Here is a 15674-nt window from a genome sequence, read left to right on the forward strand (position 1 = left end):
CCTGTTCCCGTGCTTTTGCTGTCATTTCAGGCGGATGACGAAGGGGTCCTGCATCGCGCCGGAGTAGTCGACGATGACGTTCTTCAATCGTGAGAACTCGTGCATGACCTCGAAGCCGCCGCGCCGGCCGTATCCGCTTTCCTTGAAGCCACCATTGGCGGACATGAAGGAGGCGGAGCGGTAGGTGTTGATCCAGACTGTCCCGGCATCGATGCGGTTGGCGAACCGCAGCGCCCGATCGATGTCCTTTGTCCAGATGCCCGAGGCAAGGCCGTAGCGCGTGTCGTTGGCGAGCCCGATCATCTCTTCTTCTTCGCGGAACGGCATGACGCCGACCACGGGGCCGAAGAGTTCGTCGCGCATGAAGGCCATGTCGTTTTGCGCATCGACCATCACGGTCGGTTCAAAGTACCAGCCCCCTGACGAAAGCCCGTGACCTTGCGGACGGCTGCCGCCGGCGGCGACGCGCGCCCCTTCCTTGATGCCGGAGGCCACATAGGATTCGACTTTGGAAAGTTGATCGGCGAGCGCGAGCGGACCGACGTCGGTGTCGTCGACCGTCGGGAGGCCGACGCGGATGCGCTGCGTGCGGGCGACAAGCGCCTCGATGAAGCGATCGTAGACACGCTCCTCGACGAAGCAGCGTGAACCCGCGACGCAGGTCTGGCCGGCTGCTGCGAAGACGCCCGAGACGACGCCGTTGACCGCATGTTCGATATCGACATCGCCGAAGACCACGTGAGGCGACTTGCCTCCAAGCTCCATCGAGCAGGGAACAAGGTTTTGCGCTGCGTTTCCTGCAATGCGCCGGCCGGTAGCCGTGCTGCCTGTGAAGACGTATTTCGCAACGCCGGGATGACGTGTCAGCGCCTCACCGGCACTCTGGCCCGTACCCGTTACCACATTGACGACGCCGGCGGGAAAGCCCGCCTCGTGGATCAGCTCCGCAAGCGCCAGCGTCGACGCGGTCGCGTGTTCCGAGGGCTTGATGACGACCGTATTGCCGATCGCCAGGCAAGGCGCCAGCGTGCCGGTCAGAAGCATCAACGGCGAATTCCACGGCGTGATCATGCCGACGACGCCCAAGGGTTCGCGCAGGTTGAAGTTCAGCGTATCGAGACGATTGATCGGGATCGTCTCGCCCTGCAGCTTGTCTGCCATGCCCGCGAAATAGTGGTAGCTGTCGGGCATGGAGCGCATTTGCGCCCGAGTTTCCTTCAGCAGCTTGCCATTGTCGCGCGTCTCTATTTCCGCGAGCGTATCGGCGTTGGCGCGAACGAGTTCGGCAAGACGGCGCATCAGCGCGCCGCGATCGGTCTGCGTCATGCGGCGCCAGGCCGGATCGCGGAAGGCAGCGGCGGCAGCAGTGACGGCAGCCCCGACATCGTCCGCATCCGCTTCGGCAAAATGGTACCAGGGCTTACCCGTCGTCGGGTCGAAACTGGCGATGTAGTTGCCGCTCTTTGGTGCCACGAATTGCCCGCCGATGAACAGCAGCTGACGTGAACCTTCGATGGAACTGACCGTCGTCTTCATATTATTGTCCTTGGTCTGGGGAGGCCTGAAGCCAGGTGCGGGCTTCGCCGTCGATCATCGCGATACGGCCGCCGTCGTCGGAATCCATGTAGATGCCGAAGCGACCCGCCTGCCGCTCGCGCACGTAGCGGCGCAACATGGATCGCAGTTCGTGCGTCGCGATCGCTTCGTCAGGAAGATCGTCGAGTGGGAAGAAGCGCAGATCGGATGGCAGGCTCGCGCCGGCGCCGCCCTTGCCCGCCAGCCGGGCGCGATAGACAAGGTAGCCCGGGTCGCTGTCGGCAACATCGAAAACCGAGTAGAGAAAGGTCTCGTCCGGGACGAGGCTGAGCGCGTCGCCACCATCGATGACGAGCTGGCTGTCCGCCTTGCGACGCCGTGCTGACGGCAGAACCCAGCCGCCCTTGCCATCCGAGCGCAGGAGCAGGCCGTCACCGGCCTCGATCAGATAGCCGATGATCATTCCATGCGACGCAAGCCAACCGCTCGGCAGCGGGTCTTTCACACTGGCATAGCGGCCGCGGCAGAAGCCGAGCGGTGCGGTGGGGCTGGTGCCGAATGCCCGGACCTGACCGATCAGGATCGCATGATCGCCGGCGTCCACGGTGTTGAAAGTCGTGCAGTCGAACCAGGTCAGGCTGTCGGTCAGGACCGGCGCGCCCGTGTGAATATGGTCATGCGTCACCGACTGGAACTTGTCGGGGGATTTCGAGGCAAAGTTTCCGGAGACGTCGACCTGCCCTTCATGGAGGATATTGACCGCAAAACATCCCGCATTGGTGAAGGCAGGATAGCTCGACGCGGATTTCGCGACGCAGACCAGCAGCAGCGGCGGATCGAGCGAAACCGACGTGAAGGAATTAGCCGTCATTCCACGCGGTGTGCCGTCTTCGTCGCGGGTGGTGATGACCGTGACACCTGTCACGAACGTGCCGAAGGCGCGACGAAGCGCAATCGGATCAATCGGCACGTCCGTCGATGCTGTTGTCTCAACCATGCGCTTCTCGCCTCCTCACCAGTAAGTTGGTTGGAGGCTAACGCCGTCATGGCGACCATGCTTCCATGGCTTCAAAGGAGAGGAGAGAGAACTTCTCCATCGATCCCGAGGAGATGATCGAAGGCCGCGAAAGCGGGTGGCGACGAAGTCGCCAGGCGGCTCTCGACCGATGACGATATGCTAGTTGCTGGCGGTAGAGCCGTTGTCGATGACGCCATGCAGACGGATCGCGAGCTCGACGGCAAAGCGCTTCTCAGGCGTCTCGACATCGACCCCGAACAGCTCCTGAATGCGCGCCAGCCGATAGCGCAGCGTCGTCACATGCAGGCCCATCGCATCGGCACAGGCCTGATTACGGCAACCTTCCTGCAGATACACCGACAAGGTTTCAAGGTAGGGCGTCCCGTTGTCCCGGTCATGATCGGCAATTGCGCCCACGCTCTCCTGCACGAAGCCGCGCACGTCGCCCGCCTCGCAGGCGGCGACCAGCATCGGCAGCGGACCGAAATCCTGGGCGGAGACCGCACCGGTCAGGCCGAAGGAGCGTCCGATGCGGATCATCCGGGCGCAGCGCTCCCAGGCTGGCGGATAGTCCGACAGGGTCGCACACCGGTTGCTGGCGACGACGATAGGTGCCTCGTCGAAATAGCGGCCAAGTTCCTCGGCGATGCGCCGGGCGAGTTTTGTCGTGCGCTCCTGCCGCTTACCCGTATCATGGGGGACGAGGCAGACGACGCCGCCCTCGACCGCGATCAGGTTCGCCTGAACGGATGCCTGCTGCATGACACGCGATAGCGTGTGCTCCACATCGACGGAAGCGCCACCAAATGCCTTCGTCTTGTCCGGAAAATCAACGACGATCATCTGCTGAGGCGTTGAGAAACTGAAGCCAAGCCGTTGAGCCCGTTGCGCGACATCGCCGGCATTGCGCCACCGCGCCTCCACGACCTCGAAGAAGAGCTCGGTCTGCGTCCGCGTCTCGAAGCGAAACCGGATGAAGCTTCGCATCATCTGCACGCTCAATGCGAACTTGGCACTGTCTAACATCAGGAGATCGAGATCGCTGAATTCGCGGGTCGTCGGGAAGATGATCAGCGCTCCCACCAGCTGGTTGTCGACCATCAGCGCTTCGACGCGGGCGGTTATCTTGAACCGTTGCGTGCCGTCGTCGAGGTAGAGGCTCATGGCAGCGGTCGGCTAAGGACGCCAGAGGCCGAATGCTGCCAACTGGCCTCGTCGTAAAGCGCGTTCGGCGACCGTCCGGCGACGACCTGATTGGCTGTAAAATCAACGACTACAGCCGGATTCGGCAACATCATCCCGACCATGGTGGAAAGCGATGCGACCGACCGGTCGCTCAACACATGTTCGAGCAGGGACGTATGCGCCTCCAGCGCGCGTTCCAGCCGCTGGGCAGATCGCTTCTCGGCTTCGAGACGGTGTTCCCGCTCGACGGCGATAGCGCCGAGGTGGATGATCGTGCCGAGAAAGGCGAGGTCGTCTTCCGACACCTCGGTCACCTCGCGGGCGATGACGCTCAGGACCATCGGGCGCCCCTCGGCGTCCCTGCAGTTCATCGGCATGACGAGCACCGTTCGATAGTCGCGCTCGAAGGCTTCTTTTCGATAGCCAGGAAACTCGCCCGACTCGCGTGCATCCCTGATGTAGACGGGCTCATTGCGCTGCAAGGCGATCAGGGAGGGGCTGGTCGCCAGCTCCCATTTGTCGGGCAGTTGCCGTTCGATCAGCGTTGGGTCATAGCGGACGATGACATGGGCATAGCCATGCGCGGCATCGATGCCCATGATCGACCCCAGCGCCCAGTTCGCATGGCGGCATGCGGCAACGATGAGCTCCTGCAGCGCCGTCTGAAGGTCGCTACCGCTGTTGATCTGGCTCGCGACGTCGCGCAGCGACAATATCCGGGACTTCTGATCCAAATGCCTCGCCTCTTGATTTCTATCAATCAACATGCGCGCCGACACCGGACAAGTCTACTTCGTTTCGATGGATATCTTCGGTCAACCTTTCTATGAAAGGTAGTATCTTCAACGCCGAGTTCGTGGCCATCGAACTGCCGACGACCACGAACCCACGGCTCTATTCAGGCTTCAGTCAACGCTGGCTTTTTCGAGCACCGAGATCGCCAGAACCTTCGCGCCCGTCTTGATGGAAATCTCCGGGGCCGGAGCGAACAATGGCGAATGATTGGAGGGAACGGGCCTGTTCTCTTGGCTAGCTTTTTCGATCTGTTCAGGTGAGCTCCCGCCAACCCAATAGAAAATGGAAGGCACGCCGGCTTCTATGAACTCAGGATAGGTTTCGACGCCCAGCGTCGGCTGGACCGCGGCCGGAACGTACACGACGCCATCGAAGGACGCATCCAGTGCCGGCTTGATATCGCCGATCAGCTGCGACGAATTCGTGCCGGCCACAGCGCCGCCGCCGATACGCACCAGTTCGGGTTCCGGCGCCTTGGCCGATTGCGCCGTCGTTTCGGCAACGCGCTGCATGGCCTCCAGCAGCAGCTTGCGCGTCTCCGGCGTCGTCGAACGCATGGTCAGCTTCAGCTTGGCCTGGTCGGGGATGATGTTGCCCGCGGTTCCCGCCTGAAAACTTCCGATCGTGATCACTCCCGGTTCGCGTGGATCTTTCTCGCGGCTGACGACCGCCTGGATATCGGTGACGAAACGGGAACCCAAGACGATCGGATCGATCGAGAGATGCGGCGCGCTGCCGTGGGCTCCGCGACCCTTGAAGGTCAGGTCGAACGTATCAGAGTTCCCGCTGAAGGCACCGTCCTTCACGGTGATCTTGCCGGCGGTGTCACCGTTGACGTGCATGGCGAAGCCGAAATCCGGCTTCGGAAACTTCTCGAACAGGCCTGCCTTCAGCATGGCGGTTGCACCGCCGCCGATTTCTTCGGCCGGTTCACCGACGAGCAGCAGCGTTCCTTTCCAATCATCCTTCATCTCGACCAGCAATTGGGCCGCTCCAAGCCATGACGCCATATGGATATCATGGCCGCAGCTATGGGCGACAAAGACCTTTGCCGTCTCATCTGTGTTTCCAGGCCATTGGGTTGCCGGCACCTGTACGCGGCTGGCGTAATCGAGCCCGGTCTTTTCCTCCATCGGCAGCGCATCGAGCTCGGTTCGGAGCATGATCGTCGGACCGTCGCCATTCCTAAAGACACCGACGAGACCGGTATCCACACCGAAGCCGACGGTCACCTCGAAGCCGAGCTTTTCCAGCTCCCCGGCCAGTCGCGTTGCCGTCCGCGTCTCATGAAAGCCAAGTTCGGGATTGGCGTGGAGGTCCTTGTAGACCTTCTCAATCTCCGGATACTTCTGGTCGATGAGCGTATCGAGCCTTGCGCTGTCGGCGTAAGCGATGCCCGCGGAAAGCCGCAGAACAAGCATCAAAGCAGTCGTGTTCGCCAGTATCGTCTTCATTTGGTTCCCTTCCATCTGGTGGTCGCCGGTTGGCGGGGCCATGATGGGCGGGCGCTGAGACGGGGGCATTCTCACGGACGGAGGAAGACCGATGTCATTTTTTCTCCCCTCCGAGCTAAGGGCCAAAGCTTCCTCGTAAAGGACGGCGACGATTTAGATTTTGCTCATTGAGCGAGATGCGTTCAGCGCAGGGCCCTACCTGTTTTTGCAGGAACGATCGGCGCCCACTTCCTCGAAACAGCGGAAGAAATCTGCAAGCGCCCCGGTAAGTTGCCGCAAGTTTCCACTATCAGCGGCGTTCCAAATGACCCTCGGCATCAGAAAAATTTGCACCTTCCTGGAAGAAACCCTCGTCGAAGGCGGCAAGGCGGCGGCGCGCCCGGTCAACATCGTGGTGGTGGCTGCAGTGATCCAGAACCCCTGGGCAGGGCGAGGCTTTGTCGAAGACCTGCGGCCGGAAATCACTCGCATCGCCGGTGAACTCAGCCAGGAGATGACGGACCGGCTGCTCTGCCAGATGGCGGCGGACAGGATCGAGGCTTGCGGCAAGGCAGCGGCCGTCGGCATCGCCGGCGAAATTGAACATGCTTCGGCAATGATCCACACGCTGCGCTTCGGCAATTCCTTCCGCGAGGCGATCGGCGGCACCAACTACCTTGAATTCGCCAACACCCGTAATGCGCCAGGCGCGCTCTTGTCGTTGCCGATGATGCACAAGAGCGAAAACGGCAAACGATCGCATTTCCTCACCGCCAATTTCCAGATCGCCGACGCCCCTGGCCCGGACGAAATCATCGTCGCCATCGGTGCCTCCGACAGCGGCCGCGCCCATGCCCGCATCGCCGACCGCTTCCAGGACATGGCCGAGATGGAAGCCGAAAAAGCGGCATCACAGAGCAGCACTTGATAAGAGCGAGCGTCCGGCGGCGCGGGAGCTTGCCATGAAACTCGATGCGATCGACCTGCGTATTCTGGATGCGATCCAGCGCAATGGCCGCATTACCAAGCTTGCGCTCGCCGAAACGGTCGGGCTTTCTCCGACGCCCTGTTGGATGCGACTGCGCAAGTTGGAAAAGGCCGGCATCGTCTGCGGCTATCACGCACGCATCTCCATGCGAAGCATCGCGCCGGTTGCCAACGTCATGCTTGAGGTGACGCTGGCCAACCATCGCCAGGCCGATTTCGACAGGTTCGAACGGGCGATCCGGGATATGCCCGAGATCGTCTGCTGCTGGTCGGTCGGGGGCGGCGTCGACTACATCCTGAAACTTGTCACCGCGGATATCGACGCCTACCAGCGCCTGATCGACGCGCTTCTCGATCGGGAGCTCGGCATCGCTCGCTATTTCACCTACATCGTCACCAAGACCGTGAAGGAAGAGCCGACGCTTCCCGTGTCATCGTTGGTCACCGATGCGGCCTAGCAAGTCTCTCCTCGTAGAGTACTCGTGTTTCGGGGCAGAGCGAGCCATCCACTCGGCTCGCCTTGCCTAGCCATACGGCACTCGCCGCCCACGCTGCCCCGGGCGGCCAAGCTTATCCCGTGACAATGGTTGCCAGCACGCTGACGCAATCTCCGGATTTGACCAGACCGGGGAAATGGCGAGCGACAAGGATGCCGTCCATCTTCGCATGCACCTCCAACGGTTGAGCGCCCGCGCGGCCGACGGGATAGATGCGGGCGACAACCTGCCCGCTCTTTGCCGTATCGCCGAGATCGACGAGCGGTTCAATGAGGCCGCCATCCTCGGCGAAGGAAAAGCAATTGCCGTCCGGCATGTCGAGCCACGTGGTTTGCGCACCGTCGATCGGCCCATTCAAGATGCCCGCCGCCTTCAGCACGTTCGAAACGCCCATCTTGGCGATGCGTGCGCTCCTGGCCGTCGCCGTCCCACCGCCGCCGAGCTCGGTGGTAACGAAGACCTTGCCCATCTCCTCCGCCGCCGTGTCGTACATTCCGACGGCATCGATCTCCAGCATCTTCATCGACCAAGGGGCACCGAAGGCGCTGACGAGGGCGAAGGCCTTCTCCTCCTGCGCCTTGTTTGGCAGGATATGGGCCGCGCAGAAGGGCAGGAAATCGAGCGTCTTTCCTCCCGAATGGAAGTCGAGGACGATATCGGCGAGCGGCAACAGGGTGCGCTGGAAATAGTCGGCGATCTTCTGCGTAACCGTGCCGTCCGGCGCACCCGGGAAGCTGCGGTTCATGTTGCCCTTGTCGATTGGCGAAGTGCGCGTGCCGGCGAGGAAGGCCGGATAGTTCATCGCCGGCACGATGATGACGCGGCCCGTCACGTCCTCGGCTTTGAGCTTACGGGCGAGATCGAAGAGCGCAATCGGCCCTTCATACTCGTCGCCGTGGTTGCCGCCGGTGAGAAGGGCCGTCGGGCCCTCCCCATTCTTCACGACCGTCACCGGGATCATCACCGAGCCCCAGGCGGAATCGTCGCGGCTGTAGGGCAGGCGCAGGAATCCGTGCTGGATGCCATCGACCGAAAAATCGACGGTGGCACTGATCGGCGAAGGACGAAGCGTAATCTCCCGCATGGCTTAATCCTTCACGAGAAGCTTGCGCGGCACGTTGGCGAGGCACTCGACACCGGTCTCGGTGATCAAGATGCTTTCCGTGGTCTCGAAGCCCATGTCCTCGAGCCAAAGCCCCGTCATGAAGTGGAAGGTCATGCCCGGCTTCAGTTCGCTGCGGTCGCCGGGACGCAGGCTCATCGTGCGCTCGCCCCAGTCCGGCGGATAGGAAACGCCGATGCCGTAGCCCGTGCGGTTGTCTTTCACGATGCCGTACTTTTTCAGCACCGCGAAGAACGCGTTGGCGATGTCCTCGCAGGTATTGCCGGGTCGCGCTTTTTCGAGGCCGGCCTCCATGCCCTCCAGCGTCGCCTTCTCGGCGTCGATGAAGGCCTGTGTCGGCTTGCCGAGGAAGACGGTGCGCGAGAGTGGCACGTGGTAGCGGTGGTAGCATCCGGCGATCTCGAAGAACGTTCCCTCGCCTGTCTTCATCGGCCGGTCGTCCCAGGTCAAGTGCGGCGCAGACGCCTCCACGCCGGAGGGCAACAGCGGCACGATCGCCGGATAGTCGCCACCGATGCCGTCGACGCCACGGGTTCCGGCATCATAGATTTCCGCGACCAGATCGCACTTGCGCATGCCGACCTCGATCTTGTCGAAGATGCGCTCATGCATCTTTTCGACGATCCTCGCGGCGTTGCGCATGTAGCGGATTTCCGCCTCGCTCTTGACCGCGCGCTGCCAGTTGACGAGGGCGGTCGCATCGACGAAGCGGGCATTCGGAAGGTGTTTTTGCAACGAGGCAAAGGCGGCAGCGGAGAACCAGTAATTGTCCATCTCTACGCCGATCGTCAGCTTGTCGAGACCGCGTTCGCCAAGCTTGGCCGAGAGGTAATCCATCGGGTGGCGCTCGGTGGACTGCACATAGTGGTCCGGATAGCCGATGATGTTTTCGTGCTTGAGGTAGGCAGTAAACTTGGCGCCGTTGGCATCCTGGCCGCGGCCATACCAGACCGGTTCGCCCGTCGGCGGCACGACGACGCATTGGTGCACGTAGAAAGACCAGCCGTCATAGCCGGTCAGCCAGTTCATGTTCGACGGATCGCTGACGATCAGCACGTCGATGCCCTTGGCTTCCATGGCTTTTCGCGTTTTTTGAAGACGCGTTTCATACTCCGGAAGTGAGAACTTCAGGTTCGCTTGTTTCATCGGTTTTTCCTCTATACCCGGCGAAAAGCCGGTCTCAACTCTCGAAGATCGTGCCGGCGCCCACCGCTGCCGCGCGGGCGGCAGCAAGCGTTGCGATGGCCGTGTCCTGAATGCCCGTGCCGGTCAGGTCCGCCACGGTGATCTGCTCAGGGCCGCTGCGGCCCGGCTTGCGCCCGGCGATGATCTCGCCGAGTTCGGGGAAGATGGTGCCCTCCGCCACGAGGCCCGCTTCGATGGCATGGTGCAGTTCGCCAAGCCTGCGCGTCTGCTTGAGGCTGTCGGCGACATAGAGGCCGGCGCCGGTGACAATGGCGGGCTCGATCTCGTTCTTGTGTTCGGCGTCCGACCCCATGGCCGTGACATGCTGGCCAGGCTGGAGCCAATCGGTCCGAAGTACCGGTGTTTCGGAAGGCGTGGTGGTGACGATGATCTCGGCGCCATCGACAGCTCGCGCGCCGTCGGCCTCCGCTCGAACCGGAAAGCCGAGCTTCACCGTCAAGTCCGCTGCGGCGGCCTCGGCTTTCGCAACATCCCTCGCCCAGATGCGCGCTTCGCGGATCGGCCGCACGAGGCTTAATGCCTCAAGCTGCAACCTTGCCTGCATGCCTGCGCCGAAGATGGCGGCAACCATGGCATCCGAGCGCGAAAGGTGCCGAGCCGCGACGGCGCCGGCTGCCGCTGTACGCACATCCGTCAGGTAGCCATTGTCGAGCAGCACGGCCTCTACCAGGCCGGTTTTCGCGGAAAGCAGGACCATCAGACCGTTGGTACTCGGCAGGCCGATCTGCGGATTGCCAAAGAAGCCAGGACTGATCTTGATGGCGAAACCGTCGAGACCGGGCACGTAGGCGGTCTTCACATCCACCTCACCGCGCACTTCGGACATGTCGAGCCTCAGGATCGGCGGCATGACGACCGCCTTTGTGGCGAGTGCGCGAAATGCCTCCTCTACACAGGCGATGGCCGCAAGATCGAGCGGAACGATGTGCCTCAGTTCTGCCTCGGTGAGAATCTTCATCGTCGTCATGCCGCTGCCTCCGCAAGCGGACCGACCCCGCCATTGATGACCCGTCTGTGCAAGTCCATGTCGACATTCCGGCCGGAGAGGATGACCGCCACCGGCCCCGTCAGCCCGCCCAGCCGGCCGGAGAGCAGGGCTGCAACGCCGACGGCTGCTGCCCCCTCGATCACCTCACGCTCCGCGGCATAGGCGTGCCTTATGCCGGCGGCGATCTGCTCCTCCGAAAGCAGGATCACATCATCGAGCAGCGCTCGGCACATTTCGAAGGTCACGGCGTTATCGAGGCCGATGCCGCCACCGAGGGAGTCGGCAAGGCTTGCCACTTCCTCGACCTGCACCGGCCGCCCCGCGTCAAGGCTCGCCTTCATTGCAGCCCCTCGATCCATGGTGAGGCCGATGACGCGGGTCTTCGGTGACCGCCCTTTCACGGCCGCGGCGACACCGGCCGCGAGCCCGCCGCCCGAAAGCGGCACAAGAACTGTCGCCACGTCCGGCATCGCGTCAACGATCTCCAAGCCGAGCGTGCCCTGGCCAGCGACCACGGCGCGGTTGTCGTAGGGTGGCACCATGACGAAACCGTCTTCGGTCACCAGCCGATCCACCTCGACTTGTGCCTCATCCTGCGACTTGCCGACGATCAGGACATTGGCGCCGAGTCTGCGGATCTCCGACACCTTGTTGTCGGGCACGAGCCTGGACATGCAAATCGTCGCGACTGATCCTTCGGCCTTGGCGGCATGGGCGAGCGCCCGGCCGTGATTGCCCGTAGAGGCGGCGACGACACCCCTCTCCCGCTCTTCCGACGTCAGCGAGAGTACGGCATTCGTGGCGCCACGGAGCTTGAAGCTGCCCGTCGTCTGATGGTGCTCAAGCTTGAGGCCGATGGGCACATCGCAGCGTTCGGAGAGCGAAGCGGAAAGCACGAGCGGCGTATTCAAGACCCGGCCGTCGATGCACCGAGCCGCCTGTTCGATATCCGCCAATGTAACTTGAAGGTTCGACATCGCTACTGGTCCGAATAGGCAAGCGTCATGAGGCGGCCGAGTTCCGGACGCGCCGTGTCATTGCCGCAGAGCCGCAGGCAAGCCCAGGCCGTGGCAAGGTTGCTGGTGACGACCGGCTTTCCGATGGTGGCCTCGATCTCCGCCGCCACGCCTGCCGCCCGCACAGCCGTGCAGGATATGAAGAGCGCGTCGCTATCGGGTGCAGTCGCTTGCCTCGCGAAGGCAACGATTTCGTGCGGAGAAATGCGCGCCATCTCCCGGTCGTCGGTGAGGCCGAGGCAGGTGAAGCGGGCGATGTCGAAGCCGAGCGACACGAAATAATCAGCCATCGGCTTGCTGGTTTCGATCGTATAGGGGGTCAGCACGGAAATGCGCTTCGCGCCCAACGCCTTGAGGCCGGAGGTAGCTGCCGCAGTGGGCGTAACGACGGCAGCACTCGGTTTGGCTGCGCGCACGGCCATCTTCACTTCCGCATCGCCGATGACGACGGAGGCGGACGTGCAGGAGTACATGACGACGTCGAGAGGCTCGTCCGGCAGGATCAGCGCGGCCGCCGATGTCAGCGAAGGCTGCATGGCGCGCAGGTTCTCCGGCGTCACCGGATTGGCATAGGGAATGCGGGTCGCATAGACACCGATCCGCTCGCTTGCCACCAAGCTCTGGAAGTCTACTTCCGTCGTGTGATCCGTCGCAAGGATGATCAGGCCGACGCGTTTGTCCATCGGACGGTCGTCCAGTTTGGGCGCGCGCGAAGCAAGTGCAAGGTCGAACGTCTGCATTAGCGTTCCTCCACTCGGGCGTAACGTTCTTCCAGCCAGCGCAGGAAGACGACGGAGATCAGGCTCATGATCAGGAAGAAGACCCCGACCAGCGTCATCGGCTCGATATAGCGATAGCTGCTGTTGGCGACGCTTTTCGCCTGGTTCATCAGCTCGAGCACGGTGATGGCGGAGAGCAGCGGCGTCTCCTTGAACATGGCGATGAGATAGTTGGCGAGCGCCGGGATCATGGGCGGGATCGCCTGCGGCAGGATGACGTGGATCCAGGTCTGGCGGCCGGTCAGGTTCGTCGCCTTTGCCGCCTCCCATTGGCCGCGCGGTACGTTCTCGATACCGGCACGGTAGACCTCGGCGGCGTAGGTACCATAGTGCAGCCCAAGCCCGATGATGCCGGCGAGCATCGCCGGCAGGCGAATGCCGATATCCGGCAGGACAAAGAAGATAAAATAGAGCTGCACGAGCAGCGGCGTGCCGCGAATGAATTCCACGATGAAGGCCACGGCCCGCGCGATCGGTTTCGGCGCGGTCATGCGCAGGATGGCAAAGACGAGGCCGATGACGGCGGCGAGGGCCGCGCCGAACACAGTCGCCAGAATGGTGATCTTCAGGCCCTCGAGCAGGGTCGGCATGATCTCCCAGACGAAATTCCAGTCCCATTCCATCGTCAGGTCCTCACGCCATCAAGGCCGCGCGTTACCCGGCGTTCCAGCCAGCGCATGCCGTGGGAGATGGCAAGTGCCATCAGGAAGTAGAGCACGAGGATCGTTGCGAACGGAATGAGCGTGCTGCCGGTTTGGGCCCGCACCACCTGCGCCTGGAAAGTCATGTCGGTCAGCGAGATGAGCGAGACGACGGCCGTGCCCTTCAGGAGCTCGATCGCATTGTTGCAGAAGGTCGGGAGCATCAGCGGCAGGGCCTGCGGAAGGATCACGTAACGCATCGACTGATAGCGGGAGAGATTGAGCGCAATGCAGGCCTCGCGCTGCTCGCGGCCGATCGCCTTGACCGCGCCGCGCACGACTTCAGCCCCATAGGCTCCGACATTCAGACCCAGCGCCAGAACACCGGCTTGAAGCGGCGAGAGCGTGACGCCGGCAAAGGGCAGCACGAAATAGACCCAGAAGAGTTGAACGAAGATCGACGTGCCGCGGAAGAACTCGATATAGGTGGTGGCAAGCGCGCGAACCGCCAGGAAGCGGCTGACGCGCCCGAGGCCGGCGACGAACGCCATGACGACGGCGAGCATCGAGCCGAGCACGGTGAGCTCAAGCGTCACGAGCGCGCCTTGCAGGATCAGCCCTATGTAACCGGACCAGTCGGTCATCCGTTCTTCCATGTAGCAAGGAGATGGCTCCTCTCCCCAATCCGGGGAGAGGACGATGTACTGCGGCGCTTACTTGGCGGCGCAGAGCTTTTCGCGGGTTGTCGACATAGCGGCCGCGGCCGAGAAGCCATAGGGTTCGATGATCTTGGCAAACTCGCCCGACTGCTTGAGCTTTGCGAGTTCCACGTCGAAGGCATCGCGCAAGGCTTCCTCGCCCTTCTTGAAGGCCGCGCCGTCGCAATAGACCGGCGCGCCTTCAACCGGCGCCACGACTTCGACACTGGGGTCGTTCGCCTTGGCGACAAGAGCGTTGATGGAAAGCACCGGCAGCGAATAGACGTCGATACGGCCGTCCTGCAGCATCTTCAGGCCGCTCTGGCCATCCGGCACGACAATGACGCGATCACGCGGAACGCCGGCTTCGAGCGCGAGCTTCTCTTCCGTGCCGCCGCCTGGCGCACCGATCCTGGCATCCGGATTGTCGGCGATATCCTTGTAGCTCTTGAGCTTGAGCGGGTTGCCCTTCTTCAGCGCGAAGGCTTCGGCGTCGCACAGGATCGGCTCGGAATAGGCGACGGCGTTGCAGCGCTCCGGCTTCATGAAAAGGCCGGCGGTAATGACATCGTGGCGCCCGGCCTGCAGACCCGGGATCATCGCGCCATATTCCGAAATCGAGGCGACGATGTCTTCGACGCCGAGGCGCTTGAAGACCTCGCGCGCCACGTCCGGTGCGGCACCGGAAACCTTGCCGTCGGCGGCAACTGCCGTAAAGGGCGGCTCGTTGGCGATGGCGACACGCGCGAAACCCTGTTCCTTCAGCTCTTCAAGTTTGCCGTCGGCCCAAGCAGGTGCTGCGGCAACCATTCCCGTCAGGGCGCCTGCGCTGGCGGTCATGGTCAAAAAGTTTCTCATGCTCATAGTTGCGAACTCCTCTGGCTGTCCCTGGTTTTTGTTTGGAGCTTGTTTCCGGGCAGCAAGGCCGCTCAGACGCGGTGCCCTGCCGCGATGATCTTGCGCAGGAAGGTCTGCGTGCGTTCCTGCCTGGGATTGCGGAATATCTCGTCCGGCTTGCCTTCCTCGACGATCTTGCCGCGGTCGAAGAAGAGGATGCGGTCGGCAAAGTCGTGGGCGAAACCCATCTCATGGGTGACAAGCAACATGGTCATGTCGGTCTCGACGGCGAGCTTGCGCATGACGTTCAGCACCTCTTCGACCAGTTCCGGGTCGAGCGCGGAGGTCACCTCGTCAAACAACATGATCTTTGGCGAGAGCGCGAGCGCCCGGGCGATCGCAACGCGCTGCTTCTGGCCACCGGACAATTGCGCCGGCATGCTCCTGGCCTTGTCGGCCATGCCTACCATGTCGAGAAGCTCCATCGCCCGCTTCTCCGCCGCCGCTTTCGCGGCGCCTTTCGTCAGCATCGGCGCCAACGTGACATTGTCGAGCACGCATTTGTGCGGGAAGAGGTTGAAGTGCTGGAAGACCATGCCGATCTTCTCGCGCATCTTGTGCAGATGACGGTCGTCGGCCGGCGCGAGGCTGCCATTCTTCGGCATGTGATAGAGTTGGTCGCCGTCGACCTCGATATGGCCGCCGTTGATCGCTTCCAATGTCATGAGAATACGCAGGATCGTCGTCTTGCCCGAACCGGAGGGGCCGATGAGCGCCAGCTTTTCTCCGGGCAGCACGTCCATCGACAGACCGTCGAGTACGGTCAGCGGACCGTAGCGTTTGGTGATGTTGTCGATGCGGATGATCGGCGCTGCCATGCATGTCTCTCCCTATTGAGACAAGTGATGGCGCAACGATGCGCGGCAATCAAAATC

Annotated in this window: 14 protein-coding genes and 1 pseudogene; 2 read left to right on the forward strand and 13 right to left on the reverse strand. The window is 62.4% G+C overall.

The window, feature by feature from the left end; genetic code table 11:
- Nucleotides 1–21 precede the first annotated feature (21 nt).
- The 4 genes and pseudogenes from LAC81_RS21815 to LAC81_RS21830 all read right to left on the reverse strand — a co-directional run bounded on the left by LAC81_RS21815 (nucleotide 22) and on the right by LAC81_RS21830 (nucleotide 5988).
- Nucleotides 22–1536, reverse strand: coding sequence for an aldehyde dehydrogenase (locus LAC81_RS21815; protein WP_113540958.1), 1515 nt, complete (start codon nucleotides 1534–1536; stop codon nucleotides 22–24).
- Nucleotide 1537: 1 nt separating this feature from the next.
- Entirely contained in the window at nucleotides 1538–2533 is a 996-nt protein-coding gene (locus LAC81_RS21820; protein ID WP_113540957.1) for a flavin reductase, read from the reverse strand.
- Between the two features lie 180 nt (nucleotides 2534–2713).
- Nucleotides 2714–4473 (reverse strand): annotated as a pseudogene (locus LAC81_RS21825) (helix-turn-helix domain-containing protein).
- Nucleotides 4474–4644: 171 nt separating this feature from the next.
- Nucleotides 4645–5988 carry an amidohydrolase gene (locus tag LAC81_RS21830; protein WP_223729284.1) on the reverse strand — a complete coding sequence of 448 codons (1344 nt, stop codon included), beginning with the start codon at nucleotides 5986–5988 and terminating at the stop codon, nucleotides 4645–4647.
- A gap of 304 nt (nucleotides 5989–6292) precedes the next feature.
- Here LAC81_RS21830 and LAC81_RS21835 point away from each other — a divergent pair, with 304 nt between their 5' ends.
- The gene (locus tag LAC81_RS21835) at nucleotides 6293–6895 is read left to right on the forward strand and encodes an amino acid synthesis family protein (protein ID WP_223729285.1); all 603 of its coding nucleotides are present in this window, start codon (nucleotides 6293–6295) and stop codon (nucleotides 6893–6895) included.
- 34 nt (nucleotides 6896–6929) lie between these two features.
- On the forward strand, nucleotides 6930–7412 hold the full coding sequence (locus LAC81_RS21840; RefSeq protein ID WP_223729286.1) for an Lrp/AsnC family transcriptional regulator: 483 nt from the start codon (nucleotides 6930–6932) through the stop codon (nucleotides 7410–7412).
- A 112-nt stretch (nucleotides 7413–7524) separates the two neighbouring features.
- Here LAC81_RS21840 and doeB read toward each other — a convergent pair whose 3' ends face one another.
- From doeB to ehuA, 9 genes are all read right to left on the reverse strand, one after another.
- Entirely contained in the window at nucleotides 7525–8535 is a 1011-nt protein-coding gene (gene doeB / locus LAC81_RS21845; protein ID WP_223729287.1) for a N(2)-acetyl-L-2,4-diaminobutanoate deacetylase DoeB, read from the reverse strand.
- A gap of 3 nt (nucleotides 8536–8538) precedes the next feature.
- Entirely contained in the window at nucleotides 8539–9720 is a 1182-nt protein-coding gene (gene doeA / locus LAC81_RS21850) for an ectoine hydrolase DoeA (protein ID WP_223729288.1), read from the reverse strand.
- A gap of 34 nt (nucleotides 9721–9754) precedes the next feature.
- A complete protein-coding gene (gene eutC / locus LAC81_RS21855; RefSeq protein ID WP_223729289.1) occupies nucleotides 9755–10747 on the reverse strand; it encodes an ectoine utilization protein EutC in 993 nt (330 codons plus the stop codon).
- On the reverse strand, nucleotides 10744–11745 hold the full coding sequence (gene eutB / locus LAC81_RS21860; protein ID WP_223729290.1) for a hydroxyectoine utilization dehydratase EutB: 1002 nt from the start codon (nucleotides 11743–11745) through the stop codon (nucleotides 10744–10746). The genes eutC and eutB overlap by 4 nt, the downstream gene beginning before the upstream one ends.
- Before the next feature lie 2 nt (nucleotides 11746–11747).
- Nucleotides 11748–12524 carry an ectoine utilization protein EutA gene (gene eutA / locus LAC81_RS21865; RefSeq protein WP_223729291.1) on the reverse strand — a complete coding sequence of 259 codons (777 nt, stop codon included), beginning with the start codon at nucleotides 12522–12524 and terminating at the stop codon, nucleotides 11748–11750.
- Nucleotides 12524–13186, reverse strand: coding sequence for an ectoine/hydroxyectoine ABC transporter permease subunit EhuD (ehuD, locus tag LAC81_RS21870; protein WP_223729292.1), 663 nt, complete (start codon nucleotides 13184–13186; stop codon nucleotides 12524–12526). Before ehuD ends, eutA begins: the two co-directional genes overlap by 1 nt.
- A 2-nt stretch (nucleotides 13187–13188) precedes the next feature.
- Complete coding sequence (ehuC, locus tag LAC81_RS21875; protein WP_223729293.1) at nucleotides 13189–13848, reverse strand: ectoine/hydroxyectoine ABC transporter permease subunit EhuC; 660 nt, start codon at nucleotides 13846–13848, stop codon at nucleotides 13189–13191.
- 69 nt (nucleotides 13849–13917) lie between these two features.
- A complete protein-coding gene (gene ehuB, locus LAC81_RS21880) occupies nucleotides 13918–14760 on the reverse strand; it encodes an ectoine/hydroxyectoine ABC transporter substrate-binding protein EhuB (RefSeq protein WP_419195896.1) in 843 nt (280 codons plus the stop codon).
- A gap of 71 nt (nucleotides 14761–14831) precedes the next feature.
- Complete coding sequence (ehuA, locus tag LAC81_RS21885) at nucleotides 14832–15617, reverse strand: ectoine/hydroxyectoine ABC transporter ATP-binding protein EhuA (RefSeq protein WP_223729295.1); 786 nt, start codon at nucleotides 15615–15617, stop codon at nucleotides 14832–14834.
- Nucleotides 15618–15674 lie beyond the last annotated feature (57 nt).

Source organism: Ensifer adhaerens (assembly GCF_020035535.1).
In the GTDB taxonomy this organism is placed as follows: domain Bacteria; phylum Pseudomonadota; class Alphaproteobacteria; order Rhizobiales; family Rhizobiaceae; genus Ensifer.

Bases quoted from the DNA above. Each gene is read 5' to 3' on its own strand.
- eutC (WP_223729289.1), bottom strand. From the start codon at position 10,747: ATGACGACGATGAAGATTCTCACCGAGGCAGAACTGAGGCACATCGTT.
- ehuB (WP_419195896.1), bottom strand. From the start codon at position 14,760: ATGAGAAACTTTTTGACCATGACCGCCAGCGCAGGCGCCCTGACGGGA.
- LAC81_RS21835 (WP_223729285.1), top strand. From the start codon at position 6,293: ATGACCCTCGGCATCAGAAAAATTTGCACCTTCCTGGAAGAAACCCTC.
- LAC81_RS21820 (WP_113540957.1), bottom strand. From the start codon at position 2,533: ATGGTTGAGACAACAGCATCGACGGACGTGCCGATTGATCCGATTGCG.
- doeA (WP_223729288.1), bottom strand. From the start codon at position 9,720: ATGAAACAAGCGAACCTGAAGTTCTCACTTCCGGAGTATGAAACGCGT.
- ehuA (WP_223729295.1), bottom strand. From the start codon at position 15,617: ATGGCAGCGCCGATCATCCGCATCGACAACATCACCAAACGCTACGGT.
- LAC81_RS21830 (WP_223729284.1), bottom strand. From the start codon at position 5,988: ATGAAGACGATACTGGCGAACACGACTGCTTTGATGCTTGTTCTGCGG.
- LAC81_RS21840 (WP_223729286.1), top strand. From the start codon at position 6,930: ATGAAACTCGATGCGATCGACCTGCGTATTCTGGATGCGATCCAGCGC.
- eutA (WP_223729291.1), bottom strand. From the start codon at position 12,524: ATGCAGACGTTCGACCTTGCACTTGCTTCGCGCGCGCCCAAACTGGAC.
- ehuD (WP_223729292.1), bottom strand. From the start codon at position 13,186: ATGGAATGGGACTGGAATTTCGTCTGGGAGATCATGCCGACCCTGCTC.
- doeB (WP_223729287.1), bottom strand. From the start codon at position 8,535: ATGCGGGAGATTACGCTTCGTCCTTCGCCGATCAGTGCCACCGTCGAT.
- LAC81_RS21815 (WP_113540958.1), bottom strand. From the start codon at position 1,536: ATGAAGACGACGGTCAGTTCCATCGAAGGTTCACGTCAGCTGCTGTTC.
- eutB (WP_223729290.1), bottom strand. From the start codon at position 11,745: ATGTCGAACCTTCAAGTTACATTGGCGGATATCGAACAGGCGGCTCGG.
- ehuC (WP_223729293.1), bottom strand. From the start codon at position 13,848: ATGACCGACTGGTCCGGTTACATAGGGCTGATCCTGCAAGGCGCGCTC.